Annotated in this window: 13 protein-coding genes; 9 read left to right on the top strand and 4 right to left on the bottom strand. The window is 55.7% G+C overall.

Annotated elements, in window-relative coordinates:
- Positions 1 to 94 precede the first annotated feature (94 nt).
- A complete protein-coding gene (locus DSD30_RS13225) occupies positions 95 to 1,279 on the bottom strand; it encodes an aminotransferase (protein ID WP_114010454.1) in 1,185 nt (394 codons plus the stop codon).
- Positions 1,280 to 1,425: 146 nt separating this feature from the next.
- Between DSD30_RS13225 and DSD30_RS13220 the strand changes: the two genes are divergently transcribed.
- The gene (locus tag DSD30_RS13220) at positions 1,426 to 2,073 is read left to right on the top strand and encodes a class I SAM-dependent methyltransferase (protein WP_114010131.1); all 648 of its coding nucleotides are present in this window, start codon (positions 1,426 to 1,428) and stop codon (positions 2,071 to 2,073) included.
- A 23-nt stretch (positions 2,074 to 2,096) separates the two neighbouring features.
- Here DSD30_RS13220 and DSD30_RS13215 read toward each other — a convergent pair whose 3' ends face one another.
- Together DSD30_RS13215 and DSD30_RS13210 are read right to left on the bottom strand one after the other, a co-directional pair.
- Positions 2,097 to 2,345 (bottom strand): peptidase, encoded by a 249-nt coding sequence (locus DSD30_RS13215; protein WP_114010130.1) that lies wholly within the window; start codon positions 2,343 to 2,345, stop codon positions 2,097 to 2,099.
- A gap of 261 nt (positions 2,346 to 2,606) precedes the next feature.
- Entirely contained in the window at positions 2,607 to 3,476 is an 870-nt protein-coding gene (locus DSD30_RS13210) for a LysR family transcriptional regulator (RefSeq protein WP_198662952.1), read from the bottom strand.
- Between the two features lie 151 nt (positions 3,477 to 3,627).
- Between DSD30_RS13210 and DSD30_RS13205 the strand changes: the two genes are divergently transcribed.
- Positions 3,628 to 4,569, top strand: a complete 942-nt coding sequence (locus DSD30_RS13205) for a DMT family transporter (protein WP_157967699.1) — start codon at positions 3,628 to 3,630, stop codon at positions 4,567 to 4,569.
- Between the two features lie 16 nt (positions 4,570 to 4,585).
- Here DSD30_RS13205 and DSD30_RS13200 read toward each other — a convergent pair whose 3' ends face one another.
- Positions 4,586 to 5,065, bottom strand: coding sequence for an RrF2 family transcriptional regulator (locus DSD30_RS13200; RefSeq protein ID WP_114010127.1), 480 nt, complete (start codon positions 5,063 to 5,065; stop codon positions 4,586 to 4,588).
- Between the two features lie 378 nt (positions 5,066 to 5,443).
- Here DSD30_RS13200 and DSD30_RS13195 point away from each other — a divergent pair, with 378 nt between their 5' ends.
- From DSD30_RS13195 to DSD30_RS13160, 7 genes are all read left to right on the top strand, one after another.
- Positions 5,444 to 6,457, top strand: coding sequence for an SLAC1 anion channel family protein (locus DSD30_RS13195; RefSeq protein WP_245418466.1), 1,014 nt, complete (start codon positions 5,444 to 5,446; stop codon positions 6,455 to 6,457).
- A gap of 142 nt (positions 6,458 to 6,599) precedes the next feature.
- Complete coding sequence (gene cydD / locus DSD30_RS13190; RefSeq protein ID WP_157967698.1) at positions 6,600 to 8,480, top strand: thiol reductant ABC exporter subunit CydD; 1,881 nt, start codon at positions 6,600 to 6,602, stop codon at positions 8,478 to 8,480.
- Complete coding sequence (gene cydC, locus DSD30_RS13185) at positions 8,477 to 10,192, top strand: thiol reductant ABC exporter subunit CydC (protein ID WP_114010125.1); 1,716 nt, start codon at positions 8,477 to 8,479, stop codon at positions 10,190 to 10,192. Before cydD ends, cydC begins: the two co-directional genes overlap by 4 nt.
- Before the next feature lie 314 nt (positions 10,193 to 10,506).
- Positions 10,507 to 11,829, top strand: a complete 1,323-nt coding sequence (locus DSD30_RS13180) for an acetyl-CoA hydrolase/transferase family protein (RefSeq protein ID WP_114010124.1) — start codon at positions 10,507 to 10,509, stop codon at positions 11,827 to 11,829.
- A 346-nt stretch (positions 11,830 to 12,175) separates the two neighbouring features.
- A complete protein-coding gene (scpC, locus tag DSD30_RS13175; protein ID WP_114010123.1) occupies positions 12,176 to 13,768 on the top strand; it encodes a succinyl-CoA:acetate CoA-transferase ScpC in 1,593 nt (530 codons plus the stop codon).
- A 733-nt stretch (positions 13,769 to 14,501) separates the two neighbouring features.
- Positions 14,502 to 15,158: a transglutaminase-like cysteine peptidase gene (locus tag DSD30_RS13165; RefSeq protein ID WP_157967697.1), complete on the top strand. Its 657-nt coding sequence runs from the start codon at positions 14,502 to 14,504 to the stop codon at positions 15,156 to 15,158.
- A 333-nt stretch (positions 15,159 to 15,491) separates the two neighbouring features.
- Entirely contained in the window at positions 15,492 to 16,724 is a 1,233-nt protein-coding gene (locus tag DSD30_RS13160; RefSeq protein ID WP_114010452.1) for a TIGR03862 family flavoprotein, read from the top strand.
- Positions 16,725 to 16,783: the final 59 nt, after the last annotated feature.

The raw sequence follows: 16,783 nt of genomic DNA, 5'->3' as shown, positions 1-16,783 counted from the left end.
CCTCAATTAGCATTAGACAATTGCCCCTATGCTGGTCTTTTGACCGGTTGCGACCAATTTACGCAACCGATTGTGGACAGGCAAGGGGCAGGTTTCACCCCTTGATCCATTTTGACAACCGGGCGATGGCTTCATCAAGAACAGGGATCTGCTTGGAGAAGCAAAAGCGGACAAATTGGCTGGGGATATCACTTTGCTGTCCGGGCCGATAAAAAGCCGAGACGGGAACAGCGGTCACCCCCGCTTGCTCGGTCATGGCCTGACAGAAGGCGACATCATCGATTGGCAACTGCTTGTGACGGCACAGGGCGGCGATGTCGGCAGTGAGAAAATAGGTTCCGGCGCAGGGAATCATTTCAAAGCCGATTGCGGCAAGGCCGGCATTCAAATGATCGCGCTTGGTTTGCAGCTCACGGGCCAGCGACCGATAATAGGTATCCTCCTTGGCGAGACCGAAAGCAACAGCCGCCTGTAGAGCCGGAGGCGTGGTGAAGGTGGTGAATTGATGGGCCTTGGCGACAGGGTCAAGCAACTGTGCCGGTCCGGAAATGTAGCCGACCTTCCAACCCGTCAGCGAAAAGGTCTTGCCAGCAGACCCAATCCGCAGGCAACGCTGATCCATGCCATCGAGGGTCATCAGCGGGATGTGGGTCCGGTCGTCAAACAGGATATGCTCATAGACTTCGTCGCAAATGGCATAGGCATCATGCTTTGTGACCAGCTCTGCAATCAGTTCGAGTTCGGCGCGGTCAAAGACCTTGCCCGCCGGATTGTGCGGATTGTTGAGCAGAATCGCTTTGGTCTTGTCGCTGAAGGCGGCTTCAAGCTCGGCGCGGTCCAGCTTCCAGCCCGGAGGGACAAGACGCACGCTTTTCACGTGCGCACCTGCCCGCTCGGCCAGTGGCAGATAGCAATCATAAAGCGGCTCGATCAGAATGACTTCATCCCCCGGCTCGATCAACGCGTTGAGGCAATCGGACAAAGCCTCGGTTGCACCAGAGGTGACCAGAATATTGGTGGCCGGATCCATATCCAACTGATAGAAACGGCGGTTCGCCTCTGCCACGGCTTCTCTGAGCGCTGGCAGACCGAGCATTGGGGGATATTGGTTTGGCCCATCGATCAGCAGTTCAGCGGCCATTTGCCGGATGTCGAGCGGGCCATCTTCATCCGGGAAGCCCTGCCCCAGATTGATCGCGCCATGCTGGATGGCCAGTCTGGACATGGTTTCAAAAATCGTGGTCGGCAAACCTGTATAAATGGAATTGGTCGGTTTCATGAAATCCTCCAGCGATCGCCCTGCCTCAAACAGACCAGCCCTTGACCGAAGCATCTTGACGGGCCGACCATGAGGCCTACATGATTTCAGCCCGGATGGAAAGCCGGTGACCAAAATGGCTGTGCTGAGACCAGTGGGAGATTACGATGGTGCGGTTCGAAGATATTGAAGATGGTTATAGCCTTGAGGAGCGAATTGCCTTTTTCGAGGCGGTCTATCAGCGTGCGGCAGGCAACCAAGCCGAGATACCATGGACCAGTGAAGATGCCAAACCGGAGGTGCTGGAGTGGCTGGCAGCCAACCCGGCAACCACTGGCGCAAGGGCCGTTGATGTCGCCTGTGGACTGGGAGAAAATGCCGAAGCATTGGCCAAGGCTGGCTATCAGACCCTCGCCTTTGATGTCAGCAAGGATGCAATTGAATGGGCGCAAAAGCGTTATCCAGACAGCAAGGTAGAGTACCATGTCGCCGACATGTTCGATCTGCCAGCCGATTTTGGCCGTTTCGATTTGGTGCATGAATGCTATACGTTGCAGTCCCTGCCTGATGCCCTGCGGGAACCTGCCTTTGCAGCGATTGCCGATTTGGTAAAACCCGGAGGAACCCTGCTGGTTTATGCCCGTGTGCGGCCCGATGGTTCAGCATGGGAAACGGTGCCATGGCCTGTGATGCTGGGAGAGTTCAAGGCTTTTGAGGCGGCAGGACTGAGTATGGTCAGTGAAGTGCATTTTGATGCGCCGGGCCGCAGCGGCATGATTCCACATGCCTTTCTGGTCTATCGCAGGGAGGTTTAACCCCTCCCCGCGGCAAGACACGATCATGCGTCCAGCATGAAGTAACGGCCAATGCCATAGATATAGAGCAAGCTGAAAACGATATTGATGTATTTGAGCTGCCGTTCTGTATGCAACCAGGCGCAATAGATCCAGATCATGCAGAAGGGCAGATTGATGAACATCGTATAGGGATACCAGTCCTGCACGATACCAATCGTGCTGACCACGCCCAACATGAGGGCGAACCATTTGAGATGCTGTTCATAGTTGGACAAACGAAGTCTTGTCATCGGTCACCTATTCAATTGACGTCTATCCCGCAGACACGACAACAAGCCGGGTCTGAAGACACGTCCATTCAGCGCACAGCAGACCCAGTCAGATCGGGCTGAAGCGCAATTGTTGGTTTTTTGAAAAGGCGGCGCGCAATCCGTTTCCATGACGGATCGGCTAGGCCAAGGCCCAGAGTGGGACAGCGCCATCATAGCGATCTGGGCTCAAAATGCAAACCACTCAATGATTTACTGGCAAGTGGCGCGAAACCGAAGGCTTCAGATCATGTGACGATAGATCTTTGCCAAAGCGTCGATGGTCTTGCGGACCGCCGGTTCCCGTAGCAAATCCCGATTGACAATCACATGCTCCGGCCCGGTCATCTCGTCCAAAGTGCCGGACAGGTTGATCAGTGCGTCGTCAGCCTCCCCAACGAAGCGCGGCAGAATGGCCAGCCCGACCCCCGCTTTTGTTCCCGCCAGACAATCGGCAATGCAGTTGTAACGCAGGCGCACGGGCGCTGTGACATGCGCCTCCATCCAGAGATGCTCCTGCGGATACCATTTGGTATCGGCACAAAAACCGATCCATGGCGTGTCGGCGAGATGCTCGGCCATGCTGCGTTCGGGCAATTTGGCGAGCCAGTCCCTTTGACCATAGACCGCATAGGATTGCTCTGCGAGTTTGCGCATGATCACCGTGTCAGTGTCTGGCAGGCAGGTGCGAATCTGCAAATCGCTGGTTCGGTCGACCAGATTGAGATGCTGGTGAGTGGAGAAGAACTCCAACTCGACATCCCCCACCGCGTCCACCAGTTCGGTCAAATGCCGGTTGATGAACTGGATTCGCATGTCGTCGACGGAGAGACGGATCTTTCGCAAACCTCTGGTCGACAGGTTGGGCGTCACGCGGGAGACCGCGTCGGCCGCTTTGCGCATATCTTCGGCGTGGGGCAACAGGGTTTCTCCGGCCCGAGTCAGTTTGAGGCCTTGCGGCGTCCGGTCGAACAAACGCGCACCAATGCCATCTTCCAGTTGGCGCAGGCGGCGGGACAATTGCGGTTGCGACAGATTCAGGCGACGGGTGGCCCCGGTCATTGAACCAGCCACCGCTGCGGCATGAAAAAGCTGCATATCATCCCAGTTCATATTCATTTCCGCATTCTCACTATTTTCTGCATGCATTTACGCATGCCCATAATGCCAAAATGGCGGCTGCATTTCCATCGCTAAATCGGTCATTGTCCGCGCTATTCAAAACGGATACGGATGTTAAAAAGAGCGTGGCGGGATGGCAGGCATGGACAGAGATGTAGTGAAGGCAATCGCCTATTCATTGGTCGGGACGGCCTGCTTCACACCGATCTTTGCCGCGGGCAAGCTGATGGGGGCAGAGGTGCCGATCCTGCTGATCGTTTTCATGCGCTTTCTTGGTGGCTTTGTCTCGATTGCCAGTCTTGCTCTGATCACGCGAACACCGCTCAGTGGTCTCAAAGCGTCCAATCCTTCAACCCATCTGATGCGGGCCATGCTGGCACTCAGCGGCGTGGGTGTAACCATCTTTGCTGCGGCCAATATGCGGCTTGCCGATGCAACGGCGATTGGTTTGCTCGAAGGCTTGATCGTTATAGGTCTGGCGGCTTTGCTGCTGGGGGAACGTGTGCGGCGCGCCCATTGGGTGGCCGGTTTCCTTTGTGCCATCGGGGCCTATATCGTGCTGTTCGGAGACAGTGGGTTTTCCCTTGCCCTCACCGCGCAAGAATGGATGGGCGCAACGGCGGCACTGGCCGGGGCAGTGATTTTGGGTCTTGAGGTGTTGGTTCTCAAGGTTGTCGCCCGTCGGGACACGGCCTACAGCGTCATTTTGCATGTCACCGGCATCAGCAGCCTTCTGATATTGGTTCCTGCCGGGTATGTTTTCATGACCTCGTCCCTGACCTTTGCCGATCTAGCCCCCCTGCTCTGGATCGGCCCTTTGGCAACCATCGGCCAGCTGTTCAACATCAAGGCTTTCCGTCTGGCGGATGCAGCGATCCTCGGGCCAGTCAATTACAGCTGGATTCTGTTTGCCACATTGATGGGCTGGATGGTCTTTGAGGAAGTGCCGGGCCCGTTCACTTTGCTCGGTGCTTTGCTGATCCTGTTTGGTGGTGCCAAACTTGCCCGGATTGTACCAATGCCTGCGGATCCATCCCGGTCTTTGCTGCGTTACCTGCCGGCACGTCTGCGCAAGGTGGCATGACGCCCGGCATGCATGCTCAGTTGCAGGCGGGCTGGTGAATGTCCGACAAAGCTCCGATCTGATCGCTCAACCCCAAAAGCGGCTTGAGGCAGTCCGGGTGGCTGACAAGGTCTGCCAATGTGTGGGCGTCGAGCACCTTCAGGAAAGCGGCCAAGGCATCCATCAACAACAAGCGGAATTTGCATTCGCTGATCAACGGGCAGGTATTGCTTTCCTCTGAAAAGCACTCGACGATCACCAGATTCTCTTCGGTCTGGCGGAGGATTTCGCCGATATTGATGTCCTTGGGATCCTTGGCTAGACGAATTCCACCATTGCGTCCGCGGATTGCCTGAATCGCGCCGATATGGGTCAATCTCTGGGCTATCTTGTTGATATGATGTCCAGAAATATCGTAAGCATCGGCAATTTCAGCCAAACGGACCGGTTGGTCTGGCTTCAGGGCACAATACATCAGCAGCCGCATGGCATAATTGGAATGCTGTGTCAGTCGCATGAAACCTCCCAGGTGCGTGTGTGCACGCTTCTCATTTTATTCGTTGTTTTACGGATCATCTCACACAGTAAAAAGCATCTCGTCAACCAGCCTGCGAAGCTGCTTCTTCAAATTTCACCGACATAATCCGATTGTCTGTTGTCAAGTAAAGTGCACTGCCACCCAAGCCAGCTAGAGACCGGGGTGACAAGCCCGGATGGCAGTGCCATCGTCTCTCCTCGTCGGAAAGCGATGATGGGTCGAAGTATGTTTATACTTTCGAATATATTTGACTTTTTCCCGTGATCAACGTGATCATTTGTTGCATATCTTTTAGCACTTAATATAACAAGCATCAAGTTTACTTGTTTAAACACTGTACGCCCACGGAGAGGCACAATGACGCAGATGGTCACCAGTGAATTGCCCAAACAGGTCGAGGCAGCAAAACCGGAACCGGCGGACACATCAAGATTAGCGCACTTTCCCAATGCCTTCTTTGCCATGGTGATGGGACTGGCGGGGCTCACTCTGGCCGCCGAACGACTTGAGAAAAGCCTAGGGGTGGCGCATGGAGCCAGTTTGGGGCTGTTGATCGGCACTGTGGCGGTACTGGTGGCCCTGCTGGCACTCTATGGGCTGAAGGCTGTGCGCTATCCCGAGCAGGTTGTCTGGGAATGGAATCATCCTGTGCGGATCTGCTTCTTTCCAGCCGCCTCGATCGGCATCATTCTTGTGGGTACGGCGATGGAACCCTTCTCCCATGGGCTGGCTGTAGGCGTGTGGGCGCTGGGGGCCGGGCTGCATCTGTTGGGTACGTTGGCGGTGTTAACAGCCTGGATCGGCCACCGGACATTTGAAACCCTGACCCTCAACCCGGCCTGGTTCATTCCGGTGGTTGGCAACATCATCGTGCCAATCGCTGCGAGCCGCTTTGGCCTGATCGAGCTGGGTTGGTTCTATTTCTCGGTCGGGATCGTCTTCTGGATCGTACTGCTGACACTGGTCTTCAACCGGCTGGTCTTTCACAATCCCCTGCCCGAGCGGCTGCTGCCGACCCTGATGATCCTGATCGCCCCGCCTGCGGTGGGCTTTGTGGCTTATGTCAGCCTGACCGGAGGGCTCGATCCCTTTGCGCGGATTCTCTACAATACCGGCATTGTCTTCTTCCTGATCATTCTCACCCAATTGCCAAAACTGTCGCGGATTCCCTTTGCCATGTCGTGGTGGGCTTACAGCTTCCCCTTGGCTGCCCTGACCATCGCAACATTATTGTTTGCGGAAAAAGCGCAATCAGACCTTCATCTCATTGCAGGCATTGGTCTATTTGGTCTACTAATTCCAGTTATTGTCGGTCTGCTGCTCAGAACGGCAAAGGCCATAGCAAATCGACAGATCTGCAAGCCCGAATGATTCCGGCGTCTGCTACCCTAGGGATACGATCCTCGGGACCGATCAATGGCAGACCCTGACAGATTGAGGACCATCAATTTGTCGGATTTTTTACCGGATTCGGGCCATGCAATCTGTCAAGGGAAGGATTGCATATCGCTTTATGACCAAGGATCTGGCAGCTAACGACAAGACGTTCAAGGACCGAGCGCCAAAGCAGGAAAGAGCCAAGAGACGGAAGGAAAAGCGACCAGCAGATCAATGGCTGGCCGCCGTGCTGTTACCGCACGCCTCCACTCTGTCCCGCAAGGCCTGGCTTGACGTGGCATCGGGCCTGATGGCCATTCCCATAGCCTTCTCTTTGGCCTTCGGCATTGATGCCCTTGTCGCCGACAAAAGCGGCCTTTCGGGTCTGTTCCCCTATGCCTTGGCTCTGTTTGCATCCATCGGCCTGCGCGCGCTGTTGGCGTATCTGGCGGGGCGCCTCGGCCATCATGTGTCCAGTGCGGTGCGTCGGGATCTGCGCGGTTTATTGGCTTTGCGATTGGCCAACCACCCCCCGCTCGACAAGGAGCGCAAAGCGGCAGGAGAAGTGGCTGCGCTCGGATCGGATGTGATCGAGGCACTCAATGATTATACGGCACGCTATCTGTCCTTGAAGCGGCAACTGATTGTCATTCCGCTGATGATCCTCATCGCGTCCGCCTCCATATCATGGGCGGCGGCCTTGATCCTCATGGTCTGTGGTCCCTTGGTGCCCGTGTTCATGGCCATTGTCGGCATCCGCGCCAAGAAAGCCTCGGACGACCAGATCTCTGCCCTGTCAGACATGAGCAGCCTCTTTCTGGACCGCCTGTCAGGCATGACGACGCTGAAACTGTTCCGCGCCGTAGGCCGCACCCGAGAGGAGTTTGACATTCTGGCCACGGACTATCGCAAGGCAACAATGCGGGTTCTGCGCATTGCCTTTCTGTCCTCTGCGGCGCTTGAATTGTTCGCCGCGCTTGGCATTGCCCTTACCGCCATTTTCGCCGCCTATCACTATTTGGGCAGTATCGACTATGGCACCTATGGTGCCCCGATCACGCTGGGCACCGGCTTGTTTTTATTGTTGCTGGCACCGGAATTCTTTTCTCCCTTGCGGGAGTTCGCCGTCGCCTATCATGACAAGGCAACGGCACAAGCGGCCGCCGACCGCCTGATGCAGGTGTTGCCGATAGACTGGATCACGGCCCAAAGATCTGAGATGGAGACCGCTTTGGTGCCGTCCTCCACGGCATCTGAACCGATCACAATCGATAGCGTTGTGTTCAAGTCTGCAAACCTTGGCTATTTGGAAGACGCACCCGCTGTCTTGAAAGACGTTTCCTTTCGTTTCGAGAAGGGTGAAAAGATCGCCATTCTCGGGGCGTCCGGTTCGGGTAAATCAACCGTTCTAGGAGCCCTGTGCGGTTTTCTGTCCCCTCTTGCCGGCAATCTTGAGATCAATCAACAGGCGCTTGATGCAGAACAGTGGGCCGCGCTGCGCCCAACGATTGGCTGGATTGGCCAGAGGCCACACATATTCCATGGCTCGGTTTTGATGAATGTCCGCTTGGCTGCACCGAAGGCAGATCGCGATGCGGTGCGCAAAGCACTTGAGCACGCCCACGGGGATCACTTCGTCACCCAGCTGCCGCGCGATCTGCTGACCATACTCGGGGAAACCGGCTTTGGCATTTCCGGGGGACAGGTGCGGCGGCTGGCGATTGCACGGGCGATGCTGAGCGACGCCAGTCTTATTCTATGCGACGAACCGACCGCGGATCTCGATGCCGAGACTGCGTCTCTGGTCACCGACAGCCTGATGCAGATTGCTGAAGGACGGTTGCTGGTGGTTGCCACCCATGACCGCTCGGTTGCCGAATGCTGCGACCGAATCCTGTATGTGCATGACGGTCGCGTGCAAGCCATCTCACATGCAGAGCTGGCTGCCCTTGATGAAGCAGCGCTTGCTGAGCGAACGGCCGACAGCCCCCTCCACACAAAGGAGGACGCATCATGAAGACCTTGATGTCTGTGCTCTCGCTTTACTGGCGGCATTATCCCAACTGGTTCCTGTGGGGGCTGCTGATCGGATTGATGGCAGCGCTGGCCAGCATCGCGCTGATGGCAACAGCGGGCTGGTATCTTGGCGCCACAGCCATTTCAGGGCTCAGTGGTGCCAGTGTGGCGCTGGCCTTCAACACACTGTATCCCGGCTTTCTCATTCGCACGGCGGCTTTGGCCCGTACTTTCGGGCGCTATGGGGAGCGGGTGATCACTCATGACGCCACCTTCCGTTTCATTGCTCGATTGCGGCTTTATGTATTTGACGGCATCTCTCAGTTGACCTTCCGGCGGCTACGCGACTTCCGCTCCGGGGAACTGCTCGCCCGTTTGACTGCGGATATCGACGCGCTTGATGGCATCTATCTCAAGGTGGTCCTGCCTCTGGCAAGTGCCATTCTGTCGACCCTCGTGGTTCTGGTCGCCTTGCATACCATCAATGTCCCGATGGCGCTGGCTGTTGGCGGTATTTTGCTGCTGGCGCTGATCCTGCTGCCGCTGCAAGCGGGGCGGGTTGGTGTCGGTCTGGGACGCAGGTTGGCCTTTTCGTCCGAAGCCCTGCGGCTGCGTTATATCGATTTACTGCGCGGTCAGGTCGAATTGATCATGGCAGGGCGCTTGACCGATCAGGTGGATGCGATTCAGCGTGCTGCTGATCGCATTCACATCTTGCAGGACCGGTTGGCCAAACATGATCTGGTTGGTCGGGCTCTGATCAGTCTCGCTGGCGGAGCGGCTCTGGTGGCGGTGCTGCTGGCCGGGGCATATGCCTATGAACAAGAGGCGATATCCGGGTCTGTTTTGTTGATGGCGGTACTGGCAACATTGGCACTCACCGAATTGATGGCTCCCATCCGCCGCGGCTTGCTGGAAATCGGCAAAGCGATTTATGCAGGGCAGCGAATCCTGCCTTTGGTGGCTGATCCTCTTGAGGACGAAAGCACGGATTTGAGCGACCATGGCCCCATCCTGCTGGAGGTGAGCCGCGTGGACTTTGCCTATTCCGACAAGGCGGCTTTAATCTTTTCCGACTTTTCCCTGTCGCTGCGCTCAGGCGAGGCCATCGGCATTGTGGGCGCATCCGGAGCGGGCAAATCGACCCTGCTCGGGCTTGTTTCGGGATTGCTGGATCCACAATGCGGGCGCATCCGACTGGATTACGAAGATGGGCGGGCCGCCCATTTGCAGCCTCGCATCGGACTATTGACCCAGCGCACGGAATTGTTCCGCGAGTCGCTGGCCTTCAATTTGCGCATTGCCGATGCTTCAGGCAGCGACACACTGCTGAGGCAAACGTTGCAAAAAGCCCAGTTGGCCAAGGTGCTGGAACGCTCGAATGCCGGGCTTGAGCAGACGCTCGGGGATGATGGCCTTGGCCTGTCTGGTGGCGAAAGCCGACGACTCGCCCTGTCACGGCTGCTGCTGTTCAAGCCCGATCTGTGGCTGCTGGATGAAACCACGGAAGGTCTCGACAGTGAGACGGCGGCTGCGATCCTGTCAGTTTTGCGTTCTGAGACCGCCAACAAGGCCTTGTTGTTCGTCACCCACAAACAGGCCGAAGCCGAACTGGCCGACCGCCTGCTGATCATGCATGAGGACCAACCGCCCAACTTGATCAGCCGCGCTGATTCTGATCAATGGCAGGCAGCGGTAAATGGCTTGCGCTAGGATCCATATTTGACGCCCGGTCTCGCAGCATGGCGGACAGGCAGAGGCTGCTGCCCAACTAGCCTGTTTTGTTACCAGACAGAGCACATCGTCGAGCTCAGGCAAAGCACCGCCTGAGATCGACTCGTGGATCGCCACATTGATTCAGCCCAAATTGCTGAAAAAATCGCCAGATTTTCCTCAAAAACATTGGCCTTTCGGACGCCTTCGACCCGCATTTTTCTCTTTTGGTCCGATAGGGAAACCCAAAACCCGGTGTTATACTTTCGATTGAAGGTCGACCTTCGATCCGTTTCAGGGAAGAGGAACCGGGTATGTCCACATTTGAAGCGCAATATCAGGCCAAATTGACCACTCCAGCCAAGGCAGCCGAAGCCATCAAAGACCATATGAACCTGATTATGGGATCGGGTGCCGGGCAACCTTTGGCCTTGATGAAGGCAGTTGGAGACCGCGCTCGTGATGGTGCCTATGCCCGCCTCAATGTCTATTATCTGCACGGTCATGATGAACATCTGAACACGATCTTCACCCCGGACACGATTCCCTTCATCAAGCCACATCCGCTCTTTATGTCCCGCGCCGACCGCGAACTGGCGCGCAGAGGCCATGAAAAGGGTGAAGAATGGGTGCATTTCGTCCCTTGCATGTTCCATCAGGCCGGGCGCCTGTTGACCGAACATGTGCGCCCGGACGTGCATATTGTGACCGTTTCTCCGATGGACAAATCGGGCCACTTCTCCCTTGGCACCAACCCTGATGTTTCGGTGAGTGTTATCCGCAAGGCCAAGCATGTGATTGTGGAAGTCAATCCGCAAATGCCGCGGACATTTGGTGAATGTTTGGTCCATGTCAATGACGTCGACCAAGTGGTCGAATATGACCACCCCCTCATGGAGTACGAGGTGGAAAGCGGCTCCGAGGTGGATGAAGCCATCGGCAAACTGATTGCAGAACAAATTCAGGATGGCGCGACAATCCAAATGGGGATTGGCGCGGTTCCGGACGCCGTGATGCGGTTCTTGGGTGACAAGAACGATCTTGGCCTTCATTCGGAACTCTTCTCGCCCGCGATGGCTAAGCTGATCCAGCAAGGTGTCATCAATGGCCGCAAGAAGACCTTCCTGCCCTACAAACATGTCTACACGCTGGCATTGGGCAATCGCGAAATGTTCGACTTCATGGACGATAACCCATCCGTTGTCGGCTATCCGGCGTCGTTCACGAACAGCCCGAAAAACATTCGCCTGAACAAAGGCATGATTTCGGTCAATGCGGCCATCGAGATGGATCTGGGCGGTCAGATCAACTCGGAAATGGTGGGTGGACTGCAGTTTTCGGGCACAGGTGGACAGCTCGACTTTGTCCGCGGTGCCTATGCGTCGGAAGGGGGCAAATCGTTCCTTGCCCTGCATTCGACCGCCAAGAATGATACGGTTTCGCGGATCGTGCCAAGACTGGAAAACTGCGCAGTGACGGGTCCGCGCATGGAAGTGATGAATGTGGTGACGGAATATGGTGTCGCCGAAATGAAGGGCAAATGCATGCAGCAGCGGGCCGCCGCTCTGATTGAGATTGCCCATCCAAAATTCCGCGAAGGCCTCCGTGTGGCGGCTCGGAAGTCAAACCTTTTGTAGGATCAACGAGAGTTTCAATCGGTGACGCAAACTGCCAAAGCGCAACTGGCTATGATCAAACAAGGCCTTGGGGGCCAATCCAGAGGCCTCAGCCTGTGCTGTGGCCGGGATGTGATCGAACGCACCGACCCATCAATCGGGGCAGCTTCTTGCAAGGCTGCCCCTGCCCTATCCAATTCGAACGCAAGAACCACTGCACAAGAGACCAGACTTTCACTTCAATTATTCAAAACTGATTTGGTGACTTTCCTCTGCTCGATCACGCATATCGGGAACCAAGCACGGGAAATGACCCTTGAATTCGTTGCTCGCAACAGAGCAACAGCTTAACAGGAGAAAAAGAAGAATGGGTACGTATGGAACACTGGAAGAACGCGTCCGCTGTCCGTTCCTGATGAACAAAGTTAAAACCGTCGAAGAAGTCCTTCCGATGTTCAAAGACGGTATGAACCTTGGCTGGTCAGGTTTTACCCCTGCCGGTTACCCTAAAGCGGTTCCGATCGCTCTTGCCGATTATGTTGAAGAGAACAATCTTCAGGGCAAAATGCGCTTCAACCTGTTCATCGGTGCTTCTGTTGGTGCAGAAACCGAAGACCGTTGGGCAAGCCTCGACATGATCGACCGTCGCTGGCCTTACCAGACCGGTAAAAACATCGCCAAGGCCATTAACGAAGGCCGCATCCGCATGGGTGACAAGCACTTGTCCCTGTTTGCTCAGGATCTGGCCTATGGTTACTACACCAAAGACACCCAGTCCGGTAAACTCGATCTGGCGATCATCGAAGTGTCTGGCATCACCGAAGATGGTGGCCTTATTCCTTCCGCTTCCGTTGGTGTGATCCCTGAAATCGTTCAGACCTGCGAAAACATCATCATCGAAGTCAACACCGCCATGCCTTCCTTCGAAGGAATGCATGACGTGATGGTTCTGCATGCGCCTCCGCATCGTGAAATCATCGGTGTCACCAAAGCTGACAGCCGCATTGGCTCCACTTATGTGCCTTGCGATCCTTCCAAGATCGTCGCAATCGTCGAATCCGAGCATACCGATAAAGGCCGTTCTTTGGCCGGTGCTGATGAAGATTCCATCGCTATCGCCAACCATTTGCTCGACTTCTTCGGCGCTGAAGTAAAAGCTGGCCGTCTGCCGGGCAACCTGCTGCCACTGCAGTCCGGTGTGGGCTCCATCGCCAACGCTGTTGTGTCTGGTCTGGCCAACGGTCCTTTCTACGATCTGTCGGTTTACACCGAAGTTCTTCAGGACGGTATGCTTGACCTGTTCGACTCCGGTCGTCTGAAACGTGCATCTGCCTGCTCGCTTTCCCTGTCGGAAAATGAAGGCATGCCACGCTTCATTAAAAACCGCGAGCTGTATCAGGACAAAATCGTCCTGCGTCCTCTGTCGATCTCCAACAACCCTGAGGTTGCCCGTCGTCTCGGCGTTATCGCCATGAACACGCCGGTTGAAATCGACATGTATGGCCATGCAAACTCGACCTTGATCAACGGTACCCGTATCGTCAACGGTATCGGTGGGTCGGGCGACTTCCTGCGCTCCGGCTTCCTGAAGATCATGCATACCCCATCCAGCCGTCCAACCAAAACCGATCCAACCGGTATCAGCTGCATCGTGCCGCACGCACAGCATATTGACCATACCGAACATGATCTGGACATCGTCGTAACCGAACAGGGTCTGGCTGACCTTCGTGGTCTGTCTCCTCGTGACCGTGCACATGCCATCATCAACAATTGTGCGCATCCGGACTACAAAGACATCCTGAACGCCTATTTCGACAAGGCTGAAAAAGACTGCCTGGCTCGCGGCGTTGGCCACGAACCACAGCTTTGGGATTGCGTCTTCAAGATGCAGTTGAACAATGCCCAGAACGGCACCATGAAGATCAAAAACTGGGACGTTAAACTCGACCTTCTTTAATCGAGAATTTTCCCGGTGATGGGCGTCAAGCGGCTCATCAATTCAGCATATATCAAGGGCGGGTCCTTCGGGGTCCGCCCTTTTTGTCTGTCCTATCGAACCATGTAGCCAAGATCTCACTTTAAGCAAATTCCACTTTAAGTAGACTGGAAGCGAGAGTCATTTCAGAGGCTTGCTGGGGATTGCGAAGAGACAGATTCATCTGGCTGAGAAAATGATTCCGTTGCCTCACAGAGTGATTCAAGTTGTTCGAACATTGATTCACCGTCTTGCCCGTGATGCTGTTGTATTGCAGGGCTCTTCCTCATTCGCTAGGCCGTTCTTTTCCGGAGCCATCATGGTGAACAAAGTCTTGCGCGAAAGACGTAAATGCGGCGTCTGGCTTTAGGCCGTTTTAAGGCTGATCGATAGATGTGGTTGAAAGTGCTCATTTCTTTTCCACCTTCTGACGAATGGCAAGTCCTTCTGACGAATGGCAAGTCGGGGTGTCTTTCTCGATCATGCCTAACAAAGTCTTTCGGGAATTGATCAGCAAATCGGATTTTGTCAATCCAGCAGAGATTTGCCAATCCGTGGCAAAAATTCGATCTCGCAAGGCCCTTTCGCCGACCCGTTTTTTTCGCTGTCATGATTAAGCATCTGTGAATTAACGATCTTAAATCTCCAATAGTTTCAAAGCGCATATTTAAAAGCGAAGCCTAGCCTCGGTCCCGAAATCTATGGAGGGCCGATCTTGTTTCGACTTCGTTCATATCGAAATCAATCCCGCATTTTGCAGGCAGCCACCCTTGTCGCTGGCCTGTTGGTTGGTGCAAGCCATGCTGCAGCGACCGGCGCGACAGATGTGTCCCTGTCGGGTCTTGGGATGCGCGTGGTTGAGCGGACCAGCCCACCAGCCGGTCATGTCCACTATTGCGCCCGGGAACCCGACGCCTGTGCCCGCTATGGTCAGGGAGCGGTCATTCTGACTCAGACCAGTTGGCAACAGCTGGTCACGATCAACAGCGTGATCAACAAGAGCATTGCCCCGAAAGCCGATGGCCGTGTCGACCAATGGTCTGTTTATGTGTCTGCGGGGGACTGCGAAGATTACGCCCTGACGAAACAGCGCGAGCTGTTGAGCCGGGGCTGGCCTTCAGATGCACTGCTGGTCACCACCGCCTATCTGCCCGACGGCACCTATCATGCGGTGTTGGTGGTGCGCACGGATCGCGGCGAATTTGTGCTCGACAATCTCGATCCGCTGATCCTGCCTTGGCAGAAGGTCAAATATCGCTGGAACAAACGTCAGGCGGTCGGCAATCCGCACATCTGGCAGACGATCGTGGGTGCTCCGAAAGCACGTGACGGCCAGTCGGTTGCGCGTCTGAGGCCCGCGCTTGAGCCCTAAATGAACCGGGACCGGCGCACTGGTCCGCAAGAATAGATCTGTGATGCGATGCATCACGACCTCCCACTCCCGGAGGTATAAGACAAGCCGTGCGGGGCACGGTGTCTGGAATATGGACCCTTGGCACACCAAGCGGAGGAGCGAAGCGAGTCCGGGCCATATTCAGGGAGACCAATCCAACTTGAGCCGGACGGTTTTACTCACATGCTGTCCCAACGGCCTCCGAAGCCCCCACTTCGGAGGCTTTTCTTTTCACTTCGCATTTGCAAGCAGCGCTTCAAGGCTTATGAAGAAGCAGTTTCGCAGATTGGAATCAAGAATGGATATGAGGCAATGACGGCGCATCGCAAAAAACAAGTGGCCATTATCGGGGCCGGTGCAGCTGGCCTCATGGCGGCAGACCGGCTGTCGAGCGAACGGCCTGATCTGGCCATCACGCTCTATGATGCCATGCCGAGCCCTGCTCGCAAAATCCTGATGGCAGGCAAGAGCGGTTTGAATATATCCCATCAGAGCGGAATCGATGCTCCCGAGCGCTTTCTGGCTCGCTATGGAAAGGCAGCAGGTTTCATGGCACCCATGCTGGATCGCTTTGGGACGGCCGAACTGATCACATGGATGGAAGGGCTTGGACAAACTCTCTTTGTTGGCTCGTCAGGTCGGCTCTTTCCCAGCACCATGAAAGCTTCAACGTTGCTGCGTTCCCTTCTGACCCGGCTTGACGGACGCGGTGTCGCACTACGCGCACGGCATCGCTGGAGCGGCTGGGACAACGATGGAGCGCTGCTCTTTGCCACCCCACAGGGACAACAGGCCGTTCGTGCTGACGCAACGTTGTTGTCTTTGGGTGGGCCAAGCTGGCCACGGCTCGGGACCGATGGCGACTTTGTGGACGTCCTTCAAGCACGTGGTCTTGCGATGCGCGCCTTTCGCCCGGCCAATTGCGGCTTTGATGCCAACTGGCCTGAGGCCTTTGCCGAGCAGTGGGCGGGTCAACCGGTCAAATCGGTGCGCCTGTCCTTTGGCGACAATGAAGTGGCGGGCGACTTCATCATCACACGCCATGGCATCGAGGGAGGGCCTGTCTATGGTCTCAGCGCTTCATTACGCGATGCGATCGAGCAAGATGGCCAAGCCACTCTATTGATCGATTTGCGGCCCAATCAAAGTGATGACCAGCTTGCTGCCAAGATGTCTCGCCCAAGGGGCAAACAGTCATTGTCGAACCATTTGCGCAAAACGATCCATCTGCAAGGGCTGCAAGCGGCATTGGTGAAAGCCTTGGTAGATCGCGAGACTATGCAGGATCCACAGAAGCTGGCCAGAAGCCTGAAGGCTCTTCCCTTGCCTTTGGTTCGAACGCGGCCGATGGCGGAGGCGATCAGCACCGCAGGCGGCGTTGCGCTGGATGCGCTGGATGCGTCTCTCATGGTGCGGTCTCAGCCTGGTCTGTTTGTTGCCGGGGAAATGCTCGACTGGGAAGCGCCAACGGGTGGCTATTTGCTGACCGCCTGTCTGTCTCAGGGGCGATGGGCCGCAGACGGCATCGCCAGTTATCTTGCCTGATAAAAACCCCGCGCCACAGACATATGGCACGGGGTTCAACTATTCCACATTAGTCGCTT

The sequence above is a fragment of the Cohaesibacter intestini genome (genome assembly GCF_003324485.1).
Lineage (GTDB): Bacteria > Pseudomonadota > Alphaproteobacteria > Rhizobiales > Cohaesibacteraceae > Cohaesibacter > Cohaesibacter intestini.
This window is presented reverse-complemented; position numbering and strand designations above follow the sequence as displayed.